Genomic DNA, 22,059 nt, shown 5'->3' with positions numbered 1-22,059 from the left:
ACTATGTCGAATACTATTGCACAGAACATTGAAAACATACTGTCTCAAATAACAGTTTTAGCCCAAGACGCAGACCGTGAACCTGCTTCGGTTCAATTATTGGCCGTTAGCAAAACTAAACCTATATCTGATGTCATCCAAGCATATGATGCTGGACAACGCCACTTTGGCGAAAACTACGTACAAGAGGGCGTAGAAAAAGTGCACGCGTTAGCCCATTTATCCGACTTGGTATGGCACTTTATCGGCCCTATACAATCCAATAAAAGTAAATTTATCGCAGAATGTTTTGATTGGTGTCATAGCATTGATCGCTTAAAGATAGCCCAACGTTTGAATAACCAACGTGCTGTGGACCAGAAGCCTTTACAAGTATGCATTCAGGTCAATATCGATAATGAGGTAACAAAAGCAGGTATTACTCCAGAAGAATTACCCGCCATTGCGTCACAAATCGCCCAGATGCCACAACTAACACTACGCGGGATCATGGCCATACCAAAAGCAACGTCAATCATCACAGAGCAACGAGATAGCTTTGAACGTTTGGCACACTTATATCAGGCATTACAAACTAATTTCCCCGATGTAGATATCTTATCCATGGGGATGAGCGGCGATATTGGCCCAGCGATTGAAGCAGGTTCGACAATGGTAAGAGTGGGTACTGGCATTTTTGGGCAACGCACGCCATCACCGAAAAAGGATTAAACATATGACAATTTCACACGATTTTACGCCTCAACCTATCGCTTTTATCGGTGCCGGCAACATGACCCAAGCCATTATCAAGGGCATGGTTGCTGGTGGTTATCCAAGTAACTTAATCATGGCGACAAACCCGAGTCGCACTAAACTTGATGAATTAACAGCGGCTACTGGTATCCATATTAGTCAAGATAACCAAGCGGCTCTGACTTTTGCCAAGACCATTGTATTAGCAGTAAAACCGCAAATGCTTGCAAGCGTATGTACGGCACTCCCGGAAGAAGCAATAGCAGCATGTTCATTCATCTCGATCGCGGCAGGAGTCACGGTTGAACGACTTCAAAAAATGCTCCAAGCAGATCGCCCAATCGTACGTACGATGCCTAATACACCATCGGCCATTGGTATGGGGATGACAGGGTTATATGCCGATATAGACACGCCTATCGCATTAAAAGAGGCAGCTGAATTTGCCTTAGCTCAGGTAGGTGACGTTTTATGGGTGGAACAAGAAAGTGATATTAATACGGTGATTGCAGCAGCAGGCTCATCACCGGCTTACGTGTTCTTATTCGCCGAGGCAATGCAAGCAAAAGCACAAGCACTTGGGTTACCTGCACAAGATGCTAAACGCTTAGTTGGCCAAGCATTAGCTGGCGCAGGTGCGATGTTGATTGCTCAGCCAGAAATAGAATTTAGTACCTTAAGAGAAAACGTGACGTCAAAAGGCGGCACCACGGCTAAAGCAATTGAGCACTTCAATCAAGCTCAACTTGCCGATATAATAGCCGGAGCGATGCAAGCGGCAGTAGATCGTGCCATTGAAATGCAATCTAGCATGTAATTTTTTATAACAGGATACCTATGAGCGCTACTTATTTTTTAGTTGATACTTTATTTAACCTCTACCTCATGGTGGTTATACTTCGCTTGTGGTTACAATTTGTACGAGCAGATTTCTACAATCCATTTTCTCAGTTTGTGGTGAAAGCGACTCAGCCTATTATTGGGCCTTTACGCCGAATCATTCCATCACTGGGTAAATTCGATACTGCCACTTTTGTGCTGGCATTGATTATCGCCTGCGCTAAAGTCGCCGTGATTAGTCTGTTCTTTTCAAACTCAGCGTTTAATCCAGTGGCAGTGCTGATTTTAGGCGCGATGACATTATTAAAAGAATTCTTATCACTGGTGTTTTGGATGCTTATACTGCGCGCCATCTTAAGCTGGGTATCGCAAGGCAGTAATCCGTTTGAATACGTCTTATCGCAATTAACTGAACCGATGCTAGCACCGATCCGTAAAATCATCCCTCCAATGGGCGGATTAGATTTATCGGTGTTGATTGCAATCTTAGCCCTACAATTCATACAATTATTGTTGACTGATTTTCTCGGACCGTTTTAAGGAAAACATATGAATAAGATGTATATTTGGGGTGTAATGAGTGCGTTTTTATTGTTTTGCAGCTCATCTGTCAATGCTGAACAAAAGGTGACATTAGGCCCTTGGGATGTCCATTATATTGCTTTCCCTACGACCTTTTTAACCCCTGAAATTGCCAAAGCAAATGGATTTATTCGGAGTAAATACAACGCTATTATCAACATTTCAGTATTAGATAAAAATTCCCAAGCAGCACAACGCATTGATATCAATGGTACCGCTCGTAATTTAATTGGTACCACGAAAGAATTAAAATTTAAACGTGTGATTGATGGAGACGCTATCTATTATCTTGCTCCTCTATCATTTAGACATAAAGAAAATTACACGTTTGATATTGAAATTAAGCAACGCGACATTTCTGAAAAGCTGACCTTTAAACAAGAAATGTTTGTTGATTAACTTCATCATTTCGCAACATTGTCGCGTTCTTTTTTCATGTGATAATTAGAGACGGTCTTTTTCCAAGCGGACAAAGACCAGTTCAGTGTCACTACTTTGCTCAGGCGCAAAACGATAACCAGCCTCATCAAATTCACTGAGTTTGTCTACTGTATCAATGCGCTTGTCAATAATATAACGCGCCATCATTCCTCGTGCTTTTTTGGCATAGAAACTGATGATTTTCACTTTGCCATTCTTCTCGTCTTTAAAAACAGGGGTGATAATGTGTGCATTCAAGCCCTTAGGTTTAACTGCTGAGAAATACTCGGTCGATGCTAAATTCACCACTACTTGTGTGTCATGGGTCGCTAATGTTTCATTCAGGTGATCTGTGATCGTGTGACCCCAATATTCATACAGATTTTTACCACTCTCGGTAGCTAATTTTGTCCCCATCTCTAAGCGGTAAGGTTGCATCAAATCCAGCGGTTTCAACACGCCATAAAGTCCAGATAAAATCCGCAGGTGCGCCTGAGCAAATTCAATATCAGCTTCACTCATCGAGCCAGCATCGAGTCCGGCATACACATCACCATTAAAAGCAAATGCTGCCGGTCGCGCATTATCTGCGGTAAAAGGCAACTCAAATGAGGCAAAACGCTCCGCATTTAAGAGCGCAAGCTTATCGCTAATCCCCATTAATGATGATAAATCGGCTGGCGTTAATTGTTGGCAGCGAGCCAATAATGGTTCAGTCTGCGCCATTAAAGCAGGCTGTGAATGAGCACTCACCTTCAAAGGCGTTTTATAATCTAAATTTTTTGCTGGTGAGACGACCATTAACATACTGATATTTCCTTAAGCGATTTTGGTGAAAGTACTGATGAGTATTGATATAAGCAAACTAAATAGGATGCTTATTGTGGTTTTTTACTCGATACCAGGCACATCTGATCACCATAATAATTATTTGCATAATTACATTCAATTTTTACTGCATTAGATGCGTTTTTTGTTTGAGGCAATACTAACTCAATTACACTTAAACGCACATTTGTTGTCACTGATTTTTTCATGATAGTCACCTATTTACTTATTTATTTTCAAATGCATTATGACATTTGACGGAATAATTATGCGACCTATCTTGAGCTTGTGCTAATTAAATAAAACAATCAACATAATCGGTTATCTTATGGCCAAAAAACCTTAATAGATCCTAGCCATTTTAGCATCAGCAAGGTAACCTATAGTCATTGTTACTATTCAAGGAAAATTATGTCTGATTTACTAAGTGCATTACGCGCAGTGACTACTGTAGTCGCCGATACTGGCGATGTCGATGCTATCAAAAAATATGCACCTGTCGATGCTACTACTAACCCATCATTATTACTCAAAGCCGCAGATATTCCCCAATATACAGCTATCCTTGATGATGCGATTGTTTGGGCTAAAAGCCAAAGTGCGGATACGGCACAACAAGTGGCCGATGCATCAGATAAATTAGCAGTATTAATTGGTAAAGAAATCGTGGGTGTTATTCCAGGACGTATATCCACCGAAGTCGATGCGCGTTTATCTTTTGATACTGAAGCGACTGTGGCAAAAGCACAAAAACTTATCGCTATGTACGCAGATGAAGGGATCAGTAAAGACCGTATTTTAATTAAAATCGCGTCCACTTGGGAAGGCATCAAAGCCGCTGAGCAACTTGAACAACAAGGTATTCAATGTAACCTGACATTATTGTTTTCTTTTGCCCAAGCACGTGCATGTGCTGAAGCCGGTGTCTTCTTAATCTCACCATTTGTAGGCCGCATTTTAGATTGGTATAAAAATGCTACCGGTAAAGATAGCTTCCCGGGTGCTGAAGATCCAGGTGTGCAATCGGTATCAAAAATTTACGAATATTATAAAGCGAATGGCTATAAAACGGTTGTTATGGGAGCAAGTTTCCGTAACACCGATGAAATCATCGAGTTAGCAGGTTGTGATCGTTTAACTATCGCGCCAGCATTATTAGAAGAATTAGCCAATACCACAGGCGAGCTAACTGTTAAATTAACGGATAACGGAGCAACTCAAACTCCACCTGCAGCACTCACTGAAAGTGAATATCGTTGGGATATGAATGAAGATGCAATGGCGACTGAGAAGCTCGCTGAAGGTATTCGTAACTTCACCAAAGACCAAATCAAATTAGAAGCGTTATTAGAGGCAAAGTTATAATTTTATGAGTATCACTAGCAGCGCGCCATGGCAGGCATTGGCAACATTAGCTACAGCACACAAAAATGAGCATATGCGCGATTGGTTTAATAACGAACCGAATCGAGCCGCACAATTTACGCAAAGTGCATGTGGCATCAATATCGATTTTTCAAAAAATACGATTACCCAAGGTATCTTTGACCAATTACTTGCATTAGCAGACACAGCGAATGTCGTTCAAGCTCGCGCGAACATGTTTGCTGGTCAGCCGATTAATTACACCGAAAATCGTGCCGTGCTGCATACTGCACTACGTAATTTTGGTGATGCACCTATTTATGTTGATGGCGAAAATGTGCTGCCTGCGGTTCAAGCGACGCGAGCCAAAATCAAAGCATTTACTGAGTCATTACACAATGGTACACACACAGGTTACACCGGCAAAGCGATTACGGATGTCGTCAGTATTGGCATTGGTGGGTCATTTTTAGGGCCTAAAATCATGACAGAGGCATTGTTGCCTTATCATGCTAATAAGTTAAAGGTGCACTTTGTCGCCAATGTGGATGGCTGTCATATCCAAGATGTCCTAGCGCAACGTGATCCTGAAACGACATTAGTCTTGATGTCTTCGAAGTCATTTGGTACTCAAGAAACAAAACAAAACACCTTAACAGCGAAAGCTTGGTTCTTAGGCACAGGTGCTCCCGCAGAGGCGATTGCAACGCATTTCGCAGCCATTTCATCGAATGTGCCTGCTGCCGTTGAGTTTGGGATGAACCCTGAACTGGTATTCCCAATGGATGATTGGGTCGGTGGTCGTTATTCTTTATGGTCTGCCATCGGAATGCCGATTGCGCTAGCGATTGGTTATGAGCATTTTGAAGCCTTATTAAAAGGGGCTTTCGCGATGGACCAACATTTCCAAAGTGCACCAGCTGAGCAAAACCTACCCATGATCTTAGGCATGCTAGGCGTGTGGTATCGTAATTTCCAAGATGCGCAAAGTCATGTGTTATTACCGTATTATCATTATTTGCGTGGCTTCCCAGCTTATGTACAACAATTAGATATGGAATCTAACGGAAAACGTAACGTAGCTGACGGTAGTGCAGTTGACTACGCGACCGGCCCAATAATTTTTGGTTCAGAAGGGACCAATGGGCAGCATTCATTCCATCAGTTGATCCATCAAGGCGATACTATAATCCCTGCGGACTTTATCATGCCACTGCGAGTGCCAAACCAAGATGATACCCATCATGCGATGCTCGCATCGAATTGTTTTGGTCAAACCCAAGCACTGATGCAAGGTAAAACCTTTGATGAATGTCGTGCAGAGCTGCCTGATGCGCTCAGTGACGCCGAGAAAGATACACTTGCAGCACACAAAGTTATGCCGGGTAATAAACCGTCTAACACGATTACATTTGAACAGTTAGACCCGTTTACATTAGGTGCTTTGGTCGCTTTATATGAACATAAAGTATTTGTGCAAGGTGTTGTATGGGGCGTTAATAGCTTTGATCAGTGGGGCGTTGAATTAGGTAAGGTGTTAGGTAATCAAGTCCTTGATGCGATTCATTCAGGTGACATGCACGCTTCCATGGACAGCTCAACTCAAGCACTCATTAATCAATTTAGAGACAGCTTAAAATAATTGTCATCTGAATGATGATATAAGAAGGGTAATGTCGGTTGGCATTACCCTTTTTTTTGCGATTCCACCATGCAAACTAATTCACACAAGGCATCACAGAGCGGCTATTCACTATCTGAACAACAAACATATTTGATTCTTCTAATTACTACCTGTGTGTGATTTAACATAGAAGAAATTAAAACTTATTATTAGGTTTATATAACCATTTTTTCTATAGATAATCTGGTAATTTTATGATGATTAATAAATACTCCAAAAATCACCAAAGTGTGATTTTAACGTGGATGCAATATCATGCAACCTAGTTAAATTTTTTTAAAAGTAGTCTATTTTTTTAGGTAACCTGCTTATGTCATTTGCACACAGTAAATACAAAGATAGTAATGATCTACAAGATGACGATGGAAGCGACTCTTATACGGAATTTTTTATGGAAGAATTAACCATGTTGGAAAGCGAGTATCAGTCTAATAAATTGCAACGTAAAAATAGAAGGCATAAATGGCGTGAAATAGAAGCCATCAATGAAGAAAAACGTTTAAAAAGAGAGCTCAATACGCTCGATTATGATTACGACTTCTTCGACGAGGAATGATAATTTCGAAGGGTAGTTACTTAGGTATCTACCCTTTTTTCTATGTATTTTCTGCTCCATTTGGTTTCGTCTATCTTTTGTGGTTTAAGTTAGGCATTGGCTGTCAGAACTTCTTAGCCCATAACTCCTCGCCTTACTAAGTTTGCCCCAGCTAAAATCAACACGATCAAAGTAATACGTTTAAACAAAGCAGGATCGAGCCGATCTGAAAAACGAAATCCCATGTGCATCCCCAAGAATGCAGGAATAAGTAACAATGCAGAAAAAGGAGCAGTCTCTAAAGTCAATACTCCGGATTTGAGATGACCTGCCAATAAACTCACTGAACCAAGTCCATACACAACACCTTGTACCAATATTTGCTTCGCTTTTGGTGTTTGTAATGCAATTAAATACAAAACCGTTGGTGGTCCCCATGTCCCCGTTAATCCACCTAATGCGCCTGCAAAGGTGCCAATAACCCACTCAGATAATCGCCTGTGGTGAGTCGGTATATGGAAGGTTACACCCAGTAACTGGATCACCGATAACACCACAACCGGTATACCTAAGATAAGGTAAAATGTTTGGGTGGGAATGGCCATCACAAATTGGGCCACGATCAGGATCATCAAACAGACGATCAAAATATAGCGCCAATATTCTTTAACGGCAATCATGGCCTCATCTTTGCCAAAGCGCGCCACTTGCAAAAAATTAGATAACACAATTGGAAGAATAATGCCTGATATGGCAATCACAGGATCTAAAAACAGCGACAATCCCGAAATCATAATCAACGGCATCGCAAAGCCTATTGCCCCCTTCACAAACCCGGCAACAAGCGTCACCGCGATTGCTGCTAATAATGCCCATAGTGGCATCAATGAAAACGCATCAAAAAACACAAGCATCGCTCACACAACTCATTTGGAATTCGATTATAGCTTGTCATAAGATGAAGCTCTATCTCATATTACCTTTCACCCAGGCGATTAATTCAATGCTCAATTCACACAAGGTTACATTATCTAAATTGACCCATGAGGCACATGTGTCATGATAGACGTGAATAAATTGATAATGTATATGACACATGAGCAAATGGCACAAAGCAATCCTTAAAATACTCCTTGCGTTAACCTTAACAACCTCGAGTATCTATATATTCGCCCCTTGGGAGTATGGTGTGTATTACTTAAAGCCGTTATCCTCGAGTGTCGAGTCAGAAGCGCAATTAGCGTCTGAAAATGGTATAGACGGCATTATCATCTATACACAAACCGGAAATGAGCCAGGGCAAACAGTCGCGCGAGGTTGGCATAACCGTGCTGCGGCGATACCCGCTTATGGGCAGGCGTTATTTAAAATTGCGAGCATTGCTAAGTTATATGAAGCCGCTGCGATCACCAAACTCATTGCGACAAATCAACTCGATGCTAATCAAAGCGTTGCTCACTACCTCCCTCAGTTAGCCTCTCGTATTGAATATGCAGACCAAATTACGATAAAAATGTTAGTCATGCACCGCAGCGGTGTGCCTAACTTTACTGATCAACCTGGGTTTGATTGGGCGTCAAATGACATCGATGTTTTCTCATTAATGTTAGATAAACCTGCCGATTTCAAGCCCGATACCGACTATGCTTATTCCAACTCTAACTATTTGTTACTCACCCAGATCATGAACAATGTGTTGGGCTATGACTATACACAATTTATTCAAGCTAATATCCTTAAGCCATTAGCATTAAAGCACACCTTCTTTTCTATTCATGACGTGGATATGGATGAGTTAATGAGTGGCTACTATGTAGGTTACGATGATGACCTAAAGTATTTAGATCAAGGGTATGTTGCGTCAGCACGCGATGTTGGTGTGTTTATTCGCGCACTTAATGAGGGAACATTGTTTACCGCTGAGGAAGCTGATATTTATGCATCACTCTATGACTATGGTCACACAGGTTGGGTCCTTGGGTACTCCAGTATCGCTCGTTATCATAAAGATACGGATACTGTCGTTATTCAATTCACGAATACCACTGGCGATGACCGCGTTCTACTGACACAAATTATTTATGCCCGAATACTCGATATATTAAATAAGGCCGGCGATTAAACCTGCCAATCAATTACCGCTAGCCCTTTTTTCGCTAACCACTCATTGGCCATTACAAAATGCTGACAGCCCAAGAATCCGCGGTGCGCTGATAGGGGCGAGGGATGGGGAGCTTTTAATATCAAGTGGTGCTGACAATCGGTGTTCAATATATCATGCGTGAACTTTTGCGCATGCGATCCCCATAACATAAAGATGACATGCGGTTGAGTACGAGCGACCTCTGCGATGACGGCGTGGGTGAAGGTTTGCCAACCCAACTTCGCATGCGAATGCGCCTTGGATTCTGTTACTGTCAGCACGGTATTAAGTAACAACACGCCCTGCTGTGCCCATTCTAACAAACACCCATGCTCAGGTATGTTAAAGTCAGGCAGACTGTTATCGAGTTCTTTATAAATATTACGGAGTGAAGGTGGGATAGCGATGCCAGGTGGCACTGAGAAGCTCAAACCATGGGCTTGCCCTGGGCCATGATAAGGATCTTGGCCGAGAATAACCACTTTCACCGTATCTAACGGGCACTGACTAAGTGCATTTAATTCTAACTCTGGAGGTGGATACACCACCTCACCTGCTAGACGCTTCGCGGCTACTTGGGTTTGGATATCCTGATAGTAAGGCGAAGCTTGCTGTGTTGTTAAAAACGCTGACCAAGTCTGCATAGTCACTCAATAAGTAAGACAGTTCTACAATTAAGTCTACTTCAATAAATCAAACATATGTTGTTTTATTACTGCGTAATCTGCAGGCTTTTCAACCGCATAGGAGTGTTTACCTGCCACATCAGCTAATGCTTGAGGTAATGACAACGGCTGACCTAAGATGTTTTCCACAGACTCACGGAATTTAGCCGGATGCGCGGTACCTAAAAACAGCCCCGTTTCACCGTCTTTTAATGACTTACATAAGCTACGATATGCAACAGCAGCATGTGGTTCACTAGTGTAACCTAACGCTTGTAATTGTTTCATCGCCATTTGGGTGCAGTCTTCATCGATCGCCATACCCGTTAAGATATCTTTGTCGATAATGCCCTTTTCAATCATTGCCTCAATACGTGGCCAGTTGTTTGGACGACTCACATCCATCGCGTTCGATAAGGTCGCAATGGTATCTTTAGGTGACCACTCACCTTCTTCTAAATAACGTGGTACCGTATCATTTAAATTAGTGGCAGCAATGAAACGTTTGATCGGTAAGCCCAGTGCTTTAGCAATTAGCCCTGCTGTTAAGTTACCAAAATTACCACTTGGGACTGAAATCACTAATTCTTTGCGTGCGTCATCATCTAATTGAGCAAACGCTTCAAAGTAGTAGCATACTTGCGCTAACAAACGTGAGATATTGATTGAATTAGCAGAGTTTAAATGCAGTTCATTACGCATTTGCTCATCATCAAAGGCATGTTTCACCATTGCCTGACACGCATCAAAATCACCATCAACTGCTACAGTATGAATATTCCCACCTAATGTAGTGAATAACTTTTCTTGGAGAGGTGAGATTTTACCTTGTGGAAACAATATCACGACATTGATGTTATCAATGCCATGGAAAGCATGTGCAACGGCAGCACCGGTATCACCAGAGGTCGCAGTTAAAATAGTGACGGGTGCACCTTGTGAGATGTCAGTCAGACACTGAGCCATAAAGCGACCGCCAAAGTCTTTAAACGCCAGCGTCGGACCATGAAATAACTCTAGGCTATACAAGTTGTCATCCACTTTTGCTACTGGCGCAGGAAACGTAAAGGCATTATCAATTAACTGACCTAATTCTTCTGGGCTAAATTCATCACCGATTAAGTGCTGCAAAATCACTTTACTGCGATCAGGTAATGACATTGCCAATAGCGCATCAATATTATCTAACGGTGTTATCTCTTCAACAAAGAACAATCCTTGTTGTCGTCCTAAACCCGTCTTAACTGCTTCTTTAAAACCAACTTGCTGCGTATTATCTTTCAAATTCACCAAATGCATGGGATCTAATTTCCTTTGTACTTAAACTAATCGAGTGCCTTGCGTGTCTATTTGACAAACATGCGCAAAACCATCTTCATTCTGTATATATTCTGCTGCTAAATAATCAGCAATCACTTGTGCTTGAGCTTGCGTCTTACATGCTGCAAACACCGTTGGGCCTGAGCCTGAAATCCCAAAACCGATGGCACCATTGGCCATTGCAAATTCACGGCTTTGTGCAAAATGCGGGAGTAATACTTGACGGTGTTCTTCGGCTAACACATCAAAAAACACTTGCGCTGCCAATGCTTCATTTTGCGTATGACTAGCATGGATAAAGTTGGCTAATTGGCGTCCAAAAGTGAGTGTCGTAGCCATATCAAACTGCTTAGGTAAAATCTCACGCGCCGCTGCGGTCGACACACTAATACCCGAATAACACATCGCCCAATACCAATCTTTAAACACCGGAACTTGCTCACAAATTGGCTCTTTTAGCCCCGTCATCAGGGTAATACCACCAAATAGTGCTGGCGCCACGTTATCATAGTGAACAGAGCCACTGATATCACCTTCGCACTCACCCATCATGTATAACAATTCATTATTGTCAAAAGGATAGTCGTAAAATGCGTTCAATGCATAGAATGCTGCCACAATCGAGCTAGCACTTGACCCTAGGCCACTACCAATAGGTAGGGCTTTATTTAATGCCATTTTGCATGGCTTCACCGCGATACCTTTAAGCATTAACGCAGAATTAAAAAATTCATGACAAGCAAATACGATATTGTTTTCCATGCCAGCAGGTAGTCTATCGGCAAAACGACCTGATGCGGTCAGTGCAAAATTCTCTGCAGGTTCAATCGAGACCGTATCACCTAACAAGGTCCCATCCACCGGCGCTAAGCCCGCGCCAAGGACATCAAAGCCGACACTCACATTACCAATCGAGGCTGGCGCAAATGCAGTTAATTTCATAGTTCTTGCGTCCATGCCATGGTTCTTAAAATATCAGCAAATACACCTGCGGCAGTTACTGTCGCACCCGCACCATAACCGCGAATAACATAAGGGATCGGGCTATAATAATCAGAATGGATTGCTAAGGCATTTTCACCGTCTTTCACTGCTGCTAGCGGATGACTTGCTGGGCAAGACTGGATCGCCACTTTGCATTGACCATCTTTAATTTGGCCGACATAACGCAGTACTTCACCTTTCGCTTTGGCATCCGCCGATAACTGTGCGTAATGTGCATCGGCACTGGGTAGGTTAGCTAAAAACGTTTCTATATCACCACTATCATCAAAACCTGGTGGTAATACTGACTCAATTTCAATGTCTGATAATTCGCATTCAATGCCTGATTCACGCGCCATAATCAATAACTTACGCGCTACGTCCATACCACTTAAATCATCACGTGGGTCAGGTTCGGTAAACCCATTTTTCTTAGCGACAAGCGTGGCTTCTGAAAGACTTAACCCCTCTTCTAATTTGCCAAACACGTATGACAATGAACCAGATAAGATCCCTTCAAAGGTGTGCAGTTGATCACCTGCCGTCACCAGTTTTTGTAAATTATCAATCACCGGTAAACCTGCGCCCACAGTCGTTTCATATAAGTACTGACGTTTATGGTTTTGTGCAGCTGCTTTAATTTGAGCGTAGTATTCAGCCGTATCGGTATTGGCTTTCTTATTTGGTGTTACGATATGGAAACCAGCGTTAATGATATCGACATACTGACTGGCCACACTCTGAGAACTCGTACAATCGACAAACACTGGGTTAGTTAAACTATTTTTGACCACAAATGCTTGTAACTCAGCTAGACCATAATCAACCCCATGAGCCACTAAATCATCACGCCATTGGGTATCATTTGATAAATCAACACCGTTATCGTTGAACAAGATTTGACGCGAGTTGGCGATACCAAATACTCTTAAGCGGATCGATTTTTCAGCTAACACCGGTTGCTGTTTATGGATTTGACGTAATAACTCGCCGCCTACTGTACCACATCCAATCAAAAACACATCGATGCACTGTAGCTCTGAGAAAAAGTTCTGGTGTACCACTTTAATGGCTTTTTTCGCTTTACCCGCTTCAATGACTGTTGAGATAGAACGCTCTGAAGAACCTTGGGCAATTGCAATGTTATTAATACGCGCTTGAGCAAGCGCTTGGAAAAATTTCGCTGCAGTACCGTGCGATTGTTTCATCCCATCCCCTACTAGTGTCACAATCGATAGACCTTCACGCACATCGATCGGCTCAAGTAGGTTGTTATGTAATTCTAAGGTAAACTCATCATGAAGCACATCAAGGGCTTTTTGCTGGTCCTTGGCCTGAATACAAAATGAAATACTGTACTCAGACGATGATTGGGTAATCAGCGTAATTGAAATGGCGGCATTGGCTAACGAATCAAAAATACGCGTCGCCATACCGACCATACCTTTCATTCCTGGGCCCGCAATGTTGAACATCGCCACATCGTCTAAGTTGGAGATCCCTTTCACACTGGTCCATTTTTCGCTCTTTTCAGAACTGATAAGAGTGCCGGGTGCTGAAGGGTTTAAGGTATTTTTAATTAAACAAGGAATATGATGCTGAGCGATTGGCCCAATCGTTTTAGGGTGTAACACTTTGGCACCAAAGTACGATAATTCCATTGCTTCTTCATAAGTCAACTTGTCCATCAAGACGGCGCCTTCGACTTGGTTCGGATCGGCGTTATACACGCCATCCACATCCGTCCAAATTTCACATACTGACGCATCGATACAAGCAGCTAAAATAGCAGCTGAGTAATCTGAACCATTACGCCCTAAGGTCACTTTTTCTCCGTCAGAATTTACCGCGACAAATCCAGGCATAATTAATAACGTAGCACCGGAGTTATCAACATCCACAAAGCGTGCTTTAGATTCGGCAACATCAGCTAATGCATCCAAGAAAGGGCCGTTGGCAACGACATAATCAACCGGATCAATAATGGTATTTTTCACGCCTTGGGCTTTAAAAATATGACTAAGTAAATTCACCGAGACATATTCGCCTAGACTCATGAGCTCGGCAGCCGTATTTTCTGGCGCACAGCCTAATAATTGAATACCGCGTAAACGCTGATCTAAATAGTTTAACGTGCTTTCAATCATCGCTTTTACCGCAGTGACATCATAACCTGCAATGGCCTCAGCAAGTTCATCAGCAATACTATTAAGGGTCATCGAAAGCTTGGCTTGTAATTCACCAAAATCTTGACCTTGTTCGGCTTGTTCTGTGAGTAATGAAAGTGCATTAGTGACTCCTTTAGGCGCAGATAATACAACTGCAGCACCATCGGTTTGGTGAATGCTTGCGACAATCGTTGCGACGTTTTGATAACGCACTGCATCGGCAAGCGATGAACCACCAAACTTTAATACTTTCATGTGAACTCCTAGTTCGAAAAATTGATACTGGTAAAACAAAAAAGCCCGCTACTTTAGCGGGCTTCAGATGATTTGTGAACATGCACTAACCAACGTCCGCCCTGACAAGGGTGGTAATAATAATCATGTCGTTGGTTTTTATATTTATATTCATGGTTGTAATTTGCCGTATAGACGTCTAAATGTCAACCGCTAAATCGCTATCACACTCATTTTGTTAAATTTATATAGACTAATGTCTAGCTGATGTTTATCGCTCAAAACACGCATTATTCATATACACATGAGGCATTGAGGTAGGATATGGTTCGCGCTAAAAAAATTGCTTATTTAATTATGGGGGGTTTTGATAAAAATTACCGCAGATATACAAGGATCACTAAAGGCGCTCAAGAGCGATTTGAAAAACGCCTGTGGAATGAATGCCAGCAGTCTATCCGTGAACGTATTAATGACTATGATCAAAGTGTTTCAGATGTGGTAGCGGAACTATTTGATGTGATGACGCCCTCACAAGAACCCCTTGAGCTATGGGTTGAAATGAAACAGGCCTACACTAAGCTGTTGGCGACCCATCCACAGTTTGAACTCGCTGAAACGTTTTATAATTCGATCATTTGCCGTATTTTTAAACATGGACAAATCGATGACTCCATGATGTATGTCACCTCAACGCGCTGTTTTTTACCTGGCCAAGATCGCTTGAAAGTCGTGAACGCCTTTGATACCAGCGGCACTGTACTTAATATGTTTGAAGAGATCTTTAGGGTGTACCGATTTAATACGCCATTTGCTGACCTAATTCGTGATTTAGGTCATTTAGATGACGGTTTACGTCACATATTATCCCCAGCACAACTTGGCAGTGTCCATACAGTAGAGATGCTCAAAGCTGTGTTTTATCGAGGTAAGGCTGCTTACTTTATCGGACGCATTTGTATGCCTGATGAAACCATCCCCTTTGTCATTGCTTTACGTATCAACCGTTTTCATGAAATCTTTGTCGATGCACTACTCACTGATCGAAAAGACTTAAGTATCATTTTTGGCTTTGCACGGTCATATTTCATGGCAGATACCCAATATCCGGCAGAAGTTGTGGCTTTTCTCCAAGAGCTCTTACCTAACAAAAAACAATTTGAACTATATATGGCATTAGGTTTTTATAAACATGGTAAAACTGAGTTTTATCGTAATTATAAAGACCATGTTGAGGCAACAAACGACTTATTTGCACTTGCTCCTGGTATCAAAGGTCTCGTCATGACCGTTTTTCATCTACCTAGTTATGGTGTGGTGTTTAAAGTGATTAAAGATGAATTCGCTGAAAGTAAAAAAATCACGCGTGAACATGTCAAAGATCGCTATCGATTAGTGAAAACCTCTGATCGTGTCGGGCGGATGGCGGATACCCATGAATATGTCAATTTTACATTTCCACTTGACCGATTTGATGATGAATTACTTACCTACTTAAAAGAGACCTGTGCGGGAAGCATTGAGATCCGTGAAAATAAATTAATTATCAAGCATCTATATATTGAACGGCGGATGACCCCGTTAAATCTTTACCTGCGCGATGAAACTGACGAAGAAAAAATACGTCATGCCATTGATGAGTTGGGACTATGCATCAAGCAAATAGCCTTGACCAATATCTTTCCCGGTGACATGTTGCATAAGAACTTTGGGATCACAAAGCATGGCAGAGTCATTTTCTATGACTATGATGAAATTTGTTTCATGGATGAGCGTAACTTCAGAGAAATTCCTAAATCGGATGACCCATATGCATTAGACACATTATCAGTCGCTCCCAATGATGTCTTTCCTGAGCAGTTCGAACATTTTATTGTTGGCAAAAAGCATCTTAAAGACTGCTTAAAAGAATTACATGGGGATCTAATGACGCCAGAGTATTGGCGGCAACTACAAGCAGTTTGCAAAGAGGGTAAAACAATTAATTTTACCCCTTATAACCCGACTAAGAGTTTTTTCTATGAGCCGGGCAAAAAGAAAATCGCATATTTATGATTGAGGCAATTATTGCCTTTAATCAGTGAGACAAAATAGATTAGCATGTAAAGTCCAGTAATAAATACTAACCCCATTATGGTTGGCGTTGCATAAAAATGGTGACATCGGCCATCACTATACCGAACTTCTTAATGTAAGAACGGTTCATTAAGGTCGATTCATCCATTGCAAAAAACCAATCATCAAATGCCACACGGTAACTCGTTCCATCGACCTCAAGATCCATTTCATAGACAAAATTAAATGCATTACCGTGGGGCTTTCCTGTGGCTTCACCAGCAATATCCCCTGCCGAGCCAGTAAACGAGCCATCTGGATTTTGAGTTAAGCGCCATACTCTTTTGGTCACCCCCTCACCCACAATGTATTCAAAGGTTTCATCTAAGACAAGCACATCGTCTTGGACACTCCCCTCAATATCGACAATAAATCGTTGGACCACTTCACCCGAACGATTTTGGACAATCCCCCAGGCCGTTACGTTACCATCAAAAAATTCGACTAAGTCAAATTGAGGCGCTTGTTGCTCATAATCACTACCATCAATTGTCAGTGAGCACCCACTAATGGTAAATAATATTATGATGCTGATTATTTTTGTGAACTGCTTTGTCATCAATTACTCTCCTAATAAAGCTTTACGCATACGTGGTTGTGAGGTGCCTTCGGCTAGCCAAATCGCGAAAAACGCTTTAGTAAATAACGGATCTGAAATGGTATGTCGCTGTTGACCGTTAAAATAAAAGGTGGTGTGTTGTTGCTTATCGACTACACCGGTTAAGACATCCCCCTCTTTAATATCAGGAAAGGCGGTTTCCATTTCCACCAGCCATTGTGCCAGCATCGTCGTATCGCGATAACCGAGATCCCGCATTTCATCAATGGAACGCTCGGCAATATCTTTTCCATCTAAATCACGTAAATAAGCAAGACTTAACGCGAAAGGCTGCTCTTCCTGATATTGTCCCATTGGACTAAACAAGGTGGCATCGTAGACTTTGAAAAAATACATGGTCAACCGGCTTTGGCCTTGCACCGTCGCATTTGGCACTTTATCTTTGACATAATTCGGCACCATTATTGTACTGGCTTGAACCGAGTGACTAAATAGACTTAAAGATAAATACATCATTAAGATAAAACCGTATAATCTCGGGGAATGACTTGTCGTACTAAAAGACACATTGACCTCGTTTCAATATTTGCACATTATAATTATTATTACCGTTTATATAGACGCATTGATCACATTGACATTAACAAATATCAAAGAACGCCTAGCATTACAGCTCCTTCTCCTCTAGTCAAGTGGATCCTAGGGAGCTTGATATCCATGTACCTAATGACATTTCATTGTGGCTGAAACAGGATGATGCTATCCATCCGATTATCTCAGGAAATAAATGGCGAAAACTCGCGCCAACCTTAGATCAGTATTTGACCTCACAGCAAAAATTACCACAACAAATTATCAGCTTTGGTGGCGGGTACTCTAATCACCTTCATGCGCTGGGTTATATTTGTAAAATATTCAACATCGAGTTTCATGCGTTCATCCGTGGGAATTATGCACAGCGCTTAACACCCTGTTTAGCCGATCTTCATGAATGGGGGACGACTTTCCACTGGCTAACTAAAATCCAATATAAACAGCGCCATCAGTTACCCTATCTTAGCGCATTACAGTCTGAGTATCCTCAAGCATTAATCATACCTGAAGGGGGTTCTAATGAGCATGCCCCCATTGGCGTTGCTCAATGTATCCAGGAAATAGTCACTCAACTCAAACAGGTTAGTCATAACATCAAAGGCACTATCAAGCCTATCTTACTTCAGCGTCATGTGATTGTGACACCCGTGGCCACAGCAGCGACATTAGCAGGTCTTATCTATGGCATTGCTGAACAAAAAGAAAGCTGCCCACACCTCAATATCGACATACTAGGCATCGCTGTTTTAAAAGGTCATCCTAAAGAAGCCCTTGATTATCTGGAAAGTCTTACAAACACGCATCTATCTCAATTAATAGCAACTCAACATCTAGACAAGAGCTGCATTCCAAATTGGACGATTAATCATGCATACCATGCGGGCGGCTACGCCAAAACAACACCCGAATTGTTGGAATTTTGTACAAAAATAAACGCGTCTAAAAATAAATTAGAACCGACATATTCGGGTAAAGTTGCATTTGCCATCAAACAACTCATTGAAAACCAAGTATTATTAAATTATGACAACATTATTATGTTGCATACTGGCGGTCTCCAAGGACTTCGCAAATCGTAAACATGAACTATATTTATCATTCTAACGTTTAAATGACTTAATTGCTCATAAGGTAGCTGTGAATGTCTGTATCCTATTGTGACTTACCTGAAAGCGCATTAACCATGATTGATACCAGCTTAGTGCTGTGTCAATCGTTGTTAAATCATACCGATACTTTTTATCCATTTGCTGCGGTTGATTTAGATGGTGATTTACAACCCATATTCAGTTATGAACCATGTGAACGTGATCACCATGATAACTTTATTAATGCGGCTTCCTTCGAACATATTCTCGGGGAAGGTGAAAATATGGGTATGATTGAACAGCTTGAAACCAATATCCTTAATTGTACTCTCAATGTGTCCAAAGCCAACTCTGTGCTTTTGTATGCTGGCTTCATTGAAACGAAGCGCAATGAGTTTACTGATGTCATTGTGGCCGATGTGAATTTATTTGATGGCTCCAGCCACCAATTTTATTTCCCAGTGATTGAGCAATTGGACCATGTGACTATTGGGACGCCGTTTACGCACCTGCAATTATAAGTATTAACAAATTTGCTAGTTGGAGAATATTATATCTTCTGCTACGATGCGCGAAAATCAGATAAGGTCACTTTCTATGTCAAAAGTATTAATTATTGGTGCTGGCGGTGTTGCTGCCGTTACTGTTAAAAAATGTGCCCGTTTAACGGCATTATTTTCAGAAATTTATCTTGCCTCTCGGACTGTTTCAAAATGTGAAGCATTGCAAGCCGAAGTCGGTATTGAGCGAGTAAAGAAAGTCTACGCTGTAGACGCAGATTTTGCCCATGAAGTCGAGGCTGTCATCAATGACTGCCAACCTGATTTAGTGGTGAACTTAGCACTACCTTATCAAGATCTTGCTATTATGGATGCATGTTTAGCTTGTAACGTTAATTATCTTGATACTGCTAACTATGAGCCTAAAGATGTCGCTAAATTTGAATATTCATGGCAGTGGGCTTACCAAGAACGTTTTGCTGAGAAAGGCTTAATGGCTTTATTAGGAAGCGGGTTTGATCCTGGTGTAACTAATGTTTATACCGCATATGCTGCTAAACATTATTTTGATGAAATTCATTATTTAGACATTGTCGATTGCAATGGTGGTGATCATGGTCAAGCATTTGCAACGAACTTTAATCCTGAAATTAATATTCGTGAAATTACACAGCGCGGTCGTTATTGGCAAGATGGTGAATGGTTAGAAACTGAACCTCTTAGCGTTCGAGAAGATCTGCATTATCAAAATATCGGCACCCGTGCATCATATTTGATGTATCACGAAGAACTTGAGTCCATCGTAAAACACTTCCCAACCATCAAGCGTGCACGTTTCTGGATGACCTTTGGTGATGCTTATTTGAATCATCTAAAAGTGCTTGAAGGCATTGGTATGACAAGTATCGAGCCCATCGATTTTAATGGTCAGCAAATTGCCCCACTAGAGTTTTTAAAAGCGGTTTTACCTAATCCAGGTTCACTAGCTGAAGGCTATACAGGCATGACATGTATTGGTACCTACATCACCGGTGTCAAAGATGGTAAAACGAAAACTATCTTTATTTACAACAACTGTGATCATGCTGTGTGTAATGAAGAAGTGGGTGCACAAGCAGTGTCATACACCACAGGTGTACCGGCGATGATTGGTGCAGCGTTAATGCTCAATGGTACATGGCATCAAGAGGGTGTCATTAACATGGAACAAATGGATCCAGATCCATTTATGGCAATGTTAAATGAGCATGGTTTACCTTGGCATGTAATGGAATGCGATAGCAGCCCATTTACTCAATAATTTGATTTAAAGACGGAACATTACCATGCCACATTGGAGCAATAATCCTAATATTCCTAGCCCATGCTATGTATTAGAAGAAGCAAAATTAATTGATAACTTAAAGCTGATGGCACATGTGCAAGCGGCTACTGGTGTCGATATTATTTTGGCCTTAAAAGGCTTTTCAATGTGGTCATGTTTTGATTTAGTCAGCAAGTACTTACAAGGTGGTACCGCTAGCGCATTATGGGAAGCCAAACTGGCCAAACGATTAGGCAAACAAGTTCATGCCTTTTCTCCTGCATTCAAAACTGCTGAAATGGACGCTATCGTCAACGAAGTGGACCATATATCCTTTAACAGTCTGGCCCAATATTTAATGCATAAGGATACCTGTGAACGTGGCAATGTGAGCATGGGTTTGCGGGTTAACCCTGAGCATCAAGAGGCTGAGACGCCACTGTATGATCCCTGTGCGCCAGGTTCGCGCTTAGGTATTACTGCTGTTCAACTCCAACACCAAGACTTATCGGGAATTGAAGGCTTTCATATACATGGACTGTGTGAATGTGACTCTTATGCTACCGAGCGAATGCTCAATGCCATTGAACAACAATTTTCTGCCTATTTTCCCAAACTTAAATGGCTGAATTTAGGTGGCGGCCATTTAATGACCCAAGCGGATTATGATATTGATCATTTAATTAATGTGTTAAATCGCTTCAAAGCCAAATATCCACATTTACATGTGATTCTAGAGCCGGGTTCAGCTGTCGCTTGGCAAACCGGCCCCTTAATCGCCGAAGTGGTAGATATTGTTGAAAATAATGGCCCGATCGCGATTTTAGATATTTCGGTCACCGCACATATGCCAGATGTCCTCGAAATGCCTTACCGTCCAATGATCAAAGATGCCCAAGAAGCCAATGTACTAGCGTATACCTATCGTTTAGGAGGTAATTCTTGTCTGGCGGGTGATATGTTACCTGAATATAGTTTTGCTGAACCATTAGCAGTAGGCCAACGCATTGTGTTTGAAGATATGATGCATTATACGATGGTCAAAACAACGTTCTTTAATGGTGTACAGCATCCAGGTATTGGTATTTTGAGACAAAATGGCGAGTTTGAGTTGGTACGAGAATTCACCTATGATGACTTTTTAGCGAGACTGTCTTAAGTCATAGTGGCTATTCGCTTAATTTAAAGATCCATAATGATTTCAATACTTTATTCGAGACTTAAGCTCCACTGATAAATAGCATTCTTTTTCAGTCCATAATGCTCTGCGACAATCCCAGCCGCTTTTTTAGGTGGTAAATGTGCTTGAAGCTGAATAAATAAGGATTGTGCCTCTAACGAAATTTCACTTGTCGATTTACTGGCAGGGCCTACCATCAACACAAACTCGCCTTTTT

22 protein-coding genes and 1 pseudogene are annotated in these 22,059 nt (G+C 41.6%); 13 read left to right on the top strand and 10 right to left on the bottom strand.

Annotation, left to right across the window (positions count from 1 at the left end; genetic code table 11):
• Window positions 1–3 precede the first annotated feature (3 nt).
• From G2999_RS09740 to G2999_RS09725, 4 genes are read left to right on the top strand one after another with little or no spacing between them, the layout of a single operon-like run.
• Window positions 4–711 carry a YggS family pyridoxal phosphate-dependent enzyme gene (locus G2999_RS09740; protein WP_010181108.1) on the top strand — a complete coding sequence of 236 codons (708 nt, stop codon included), beginning with the start codon at window positions 4–6 and terminating at the stop codon, window positions 709–711.
• 4 nt (window positions 712–715) lie between these two features.
• Window positions 716–1,552, top strand: a complete 837-nt coding sequence (gene proC / locus G2999_RS09735; protein ID WP_010181107.1) for a pyrroline-5-carboxylate reductase — start codon at window positions 716–718, stop codon at window positions 1,550–1,552.
• Window positions 1,553–1,572: 20 nt separating this feature from the next.
• Window positions 1,573–2,115: a YggT family protein gene (locus tag G2999_RS09730; protein ID WP_010181105.1), complete on the top strand. Its 543-nt coding sequence runs from the start codon at window positions 1,573–1,575 to the stop codon at window positions 2,113–2,115.
• Between the two features lie 9 nt (window positions 2,116–2,124).
• Window positions 2,125–2,556, top strand: coding sequence for a DUF4426 domain-containing protein (locus G2999_RS09725; RefSeq protein ID WP_010181103.1), 432 nt, complete (start codon window positions 2,125–2,127; stop codon window positions 2,554–2,556).
• 45 nt (window positions 2,557–2,601) lie between these two features.
• On the opposite strand, the gene yaaA is transcribed toward G2999_RS09725, so the two are convergent.
• On the bottom strand, window positions 2,602–3,384 hold the full coding sequence (gene yaaA / locus G2999_RS09720) for a peroxide stress protein YaaA (protein WP_010181101.1): 783 nt from the start codon (window positions 3,382–3,384) through the stop codon (window positions 2,602–2,604).
• Window positions 3,385–3,455: 71 nt separating this feature from the next.
• A complete protein-coding gene (locus tag G2999_RS13420) occupies window positions 3,456–3,614 on the bottom strand; it encodes a hypothetical protein (protein ID WP_010181099.1) in 159 nt (52 codons plus the stop codon).
• 202 nt (window positions 3,615–3,816) lie between these two features.
• Here G2999_RS13420 and tal point away from each other — a divergent pair, with 202 nt between their 5' ends.
• The 3 genes from tal to G2999_RS12340 all read left to right on the top strand — a co-directional run bounded on the left by tal (window position 3,817) and on the right by G2999_RS12340 (window position 7,010).
• Entirely contained in the window at window positions 3,817–4,770 is a 954-nt protein-coding gene (gene tal / locus G2999_RS09710; RefSeq protein ID WP_010181097.1) for a transaldolase, read from the top strand.
• 4 nt (window positions 4,771–4,774) lie between these two features.
• Complete coding sequence (gene pgi, locus G2999_RS09705) at window positions 4,775–6,412, top strand: glucose-6-phosphate isomerase (RefSeq protein ID WP_010181095.1); 1,638 nt, start codon at window positions 4,775–4,777, stop codon at window positions 6,410–6,412.
• Between the two features lie 352 nt (window positions 6,413–6,764).
• The gene (locus tag G2999_RS12340) at window positions 6,765–7,010 is read left to right on the top strand and encodes a DUF3545 family protein (RefSeq protein WP_010181093.1); all 246 of its coding nucleotides are present in this window, start codon (window positions 6,765–6,767) and stop codon (window positions 7,008–7,010) included.
• Between the two features lie 113 nt (window positions 7,011–7,123).
• On the opposite strand, the gene G2999_RS09695 is transcribed toward G2999_RS12340, so the two are convergent.
• A complete protein-coding gene (locus G2999_RS09695) occupies window positions 7,124–7,903 on the bottom strand; it encodes a sulfite exporter TauE/SafE family protein (RefSeq protein WP_010181090.1) in 780 nt (259 codons plus the stop codon).
• A 182-nt stretch (window positions 7,904–8,085) separates the two neighbouring features.
• Between G2999_RS09695 and G2999_RS09685 the strand changes: the two genes are divergently transcribed.
• Window positions 8,086–9,111, top strand: a complete 1,026-nt coding sequence (locus tag G2999_RS09685) for a serine hydrolase (protein ID WP_029257505.1) — start codon at window positions 8,086–8,088, stop codon at window positions 9,109–9,111.
• On the opposite strand, the gene ung is transcribed toward G2999_RS09685, so the two are convergent.
• The 4 genes from ung to thrA are packed head-to-tail and all read right to left on the bottom strand — an operon-like array spanning window position 9,108 to window position 14,524.
• On the bottom strand, window positions 9,108–9,776 hold the full coding sequence (ung, locus tag G2999_RS09680) for a uracil-DNA glycosylase (protein WP_010181087.1): 669 nt from the start codon (window positions 9,774–9,776) through the stop codon (window positions 9,108–9,110). The two genes, G2999_RS09685 and ung, sit on opposite strands and share 4 nt — an antisense overlap.
• A gap of 36 nt (window positions 9,777–9,812) precedes the next feature.
• Entirely contained in the window at window positions 9,813–11,096 is a 1,284-nt protein-coding gene (gene thrC, locus G2999_RS09675; protein WP_010181085.1) for a threonine synthase, read from the bottom strand.
• 21 nt (window positions 11,097–11,117) lie between these two features.
• Window positions 11,118–12,074, bottom strand: a complete 957-nt coding sequence (gene thrB, locus G2999_RS09670; RefSeq protein ID WP_369769861.1) for a homoserine kinase — start codon at window positions 12,072–12,074, stop codon at window positions 11,118–11,120.
• Window positions 12,056–14,524 (bottom strand): bifunctional aspartate kinase/homoserine dehydrogenase I, encoded by a 2,469-nt coding sequence (gene thrA, locus G2999_RS09665; RefSeq protein WP_010181081.1) that lies wholly within the window; start codon window positions 14,522–14,524, stop codon window positions 12,056–12,058. Before thrA ends, thrB begins: the two co-directional genes overlap by 19 nt.
• Window positions 14,525–14,827: 303 nt before the next feature.
• Between thrA and aceK the strand changes: the two genes are divergently transcribed.
• A complete protein-coding gene (gene aceK / locus G2999_RS09660; RefSeq protein ID WP_010181079.1) occupies window positions 14,828–16,558 on the top strand; it encodes a bifunctional isocitrate dehydrogenase kinase/phosphatase in 1,731 nt (576 codons plus the stop codon).
• 76 nt (window positions 16,559–16,634) lie between these two features.
• On the opposite strand, the gene G2999_RS09655 is transcribed toward aceK, so the two are convergent.
• Window positions 16,635–17,177 (bottom strand): DUF3833 domain-containing protein, encoded by a 543-nt coding sequence (locus G2999_RS09655; protein WP_010181077.1) that lies wholly within the window; start codon window positions 17,175–17,177, stop codon window positions 16,635–16,637.
• A gap of 3 nt (window positions 17,178–17,180) precedes the next feature.
• Window positions 17,181–17,693 (bottom strand): chalcone isomerase family protein, encoded by a 513-nt coding sequence (locus G2999_RS09650; protein ID WP_156780265.1) that lies wholly within the window; start codon window positions 17,691–17,693, stop codon window positions 17,181–17,183.
• A gap of 221 nt (window positions 17,694–17,914) precedes the next feature.
• Here G2999_RS09650 and G2999_RS12335 point away from each other — a divergent pair, with 221 nt between their 5' ends.
• From G2999_RS12335 to nspC, 4 genes are all read left to right on the top strand, one after another.
• Window positions 17,915–18,850 (top strand): 1-aminocyclopropane-1-carboxylate deaminase/D-cysteine desulfhydrase, encoded by a 936-nt coding sequence (locus G2999_RS12335; RefSeq protein WP_010181073.1) that lies wholly within the window; start codon window positions 17,915–17,917, stop codon window positions 18,848–18,850.
• Window positions 18,851–18,912: 62 nt separating this feature from the next.
• Window positions 18,913–19,380: a hypothetical protein gene (locus G2999_RS09640; RefSeq protein WP_010181071.1), complete on the top strand. Its 468-nt coding sequence runs from the start codon at window positions 18,913–18,915 to the stop codon at window positions 19,378–19,380.
• A gap of 76 nt (window positions 19,381–19,456) precedes the next feature.
• Complete coding sequence (locus tag G2999_RS09635; RefSeq protein ID WP_010181069.1) at window positions 19,457–20,659, top strand: saccharopine dehydrogenase family protein; 1,203 nt, start codon at window positions 19,457–19,459, stop codon at window positions 20,657–20,659.
• 25 nt (window positions 20,660–20,684) lie between these two features.
• Entirely contained in the window at window positions 20,685–21,821 is a 1,137-nt protein-coding gene (gene nspC, locus G2999_RS09630; protein ID WP_010181067.1) for a carboxynorspermidine decarboxylase, read from the top strand.
• A gap of 50 nt (window positions 21,822–21,871) precedes the next feature.
• On the opposite strand, the pseudogene G2999_RS13615 reads toward nspC, so the two are convergent.
• Window positions 21,872–22,059 (bottom strand): annotated as a pseudogene (locus G2999_RS13615) (rRNA (cytidine-2'-O-)-methyltransferase); the annotation flags it as partial.

Source organism: Glaciecola sp. HTCC2999, assembly GCF_000155775.1.
Taxonomy (GTDB): Bacteria; Pseudomonadota; Gammaproteobacteria; order Enterobacterales; family Alteromonadaceae; genus Opacimonas.
The sequence above is the reverse complement of the archived record's forward strand: the minus strand, read 5'-3'. Positions and strand labels throughout refer to the sequence as shown.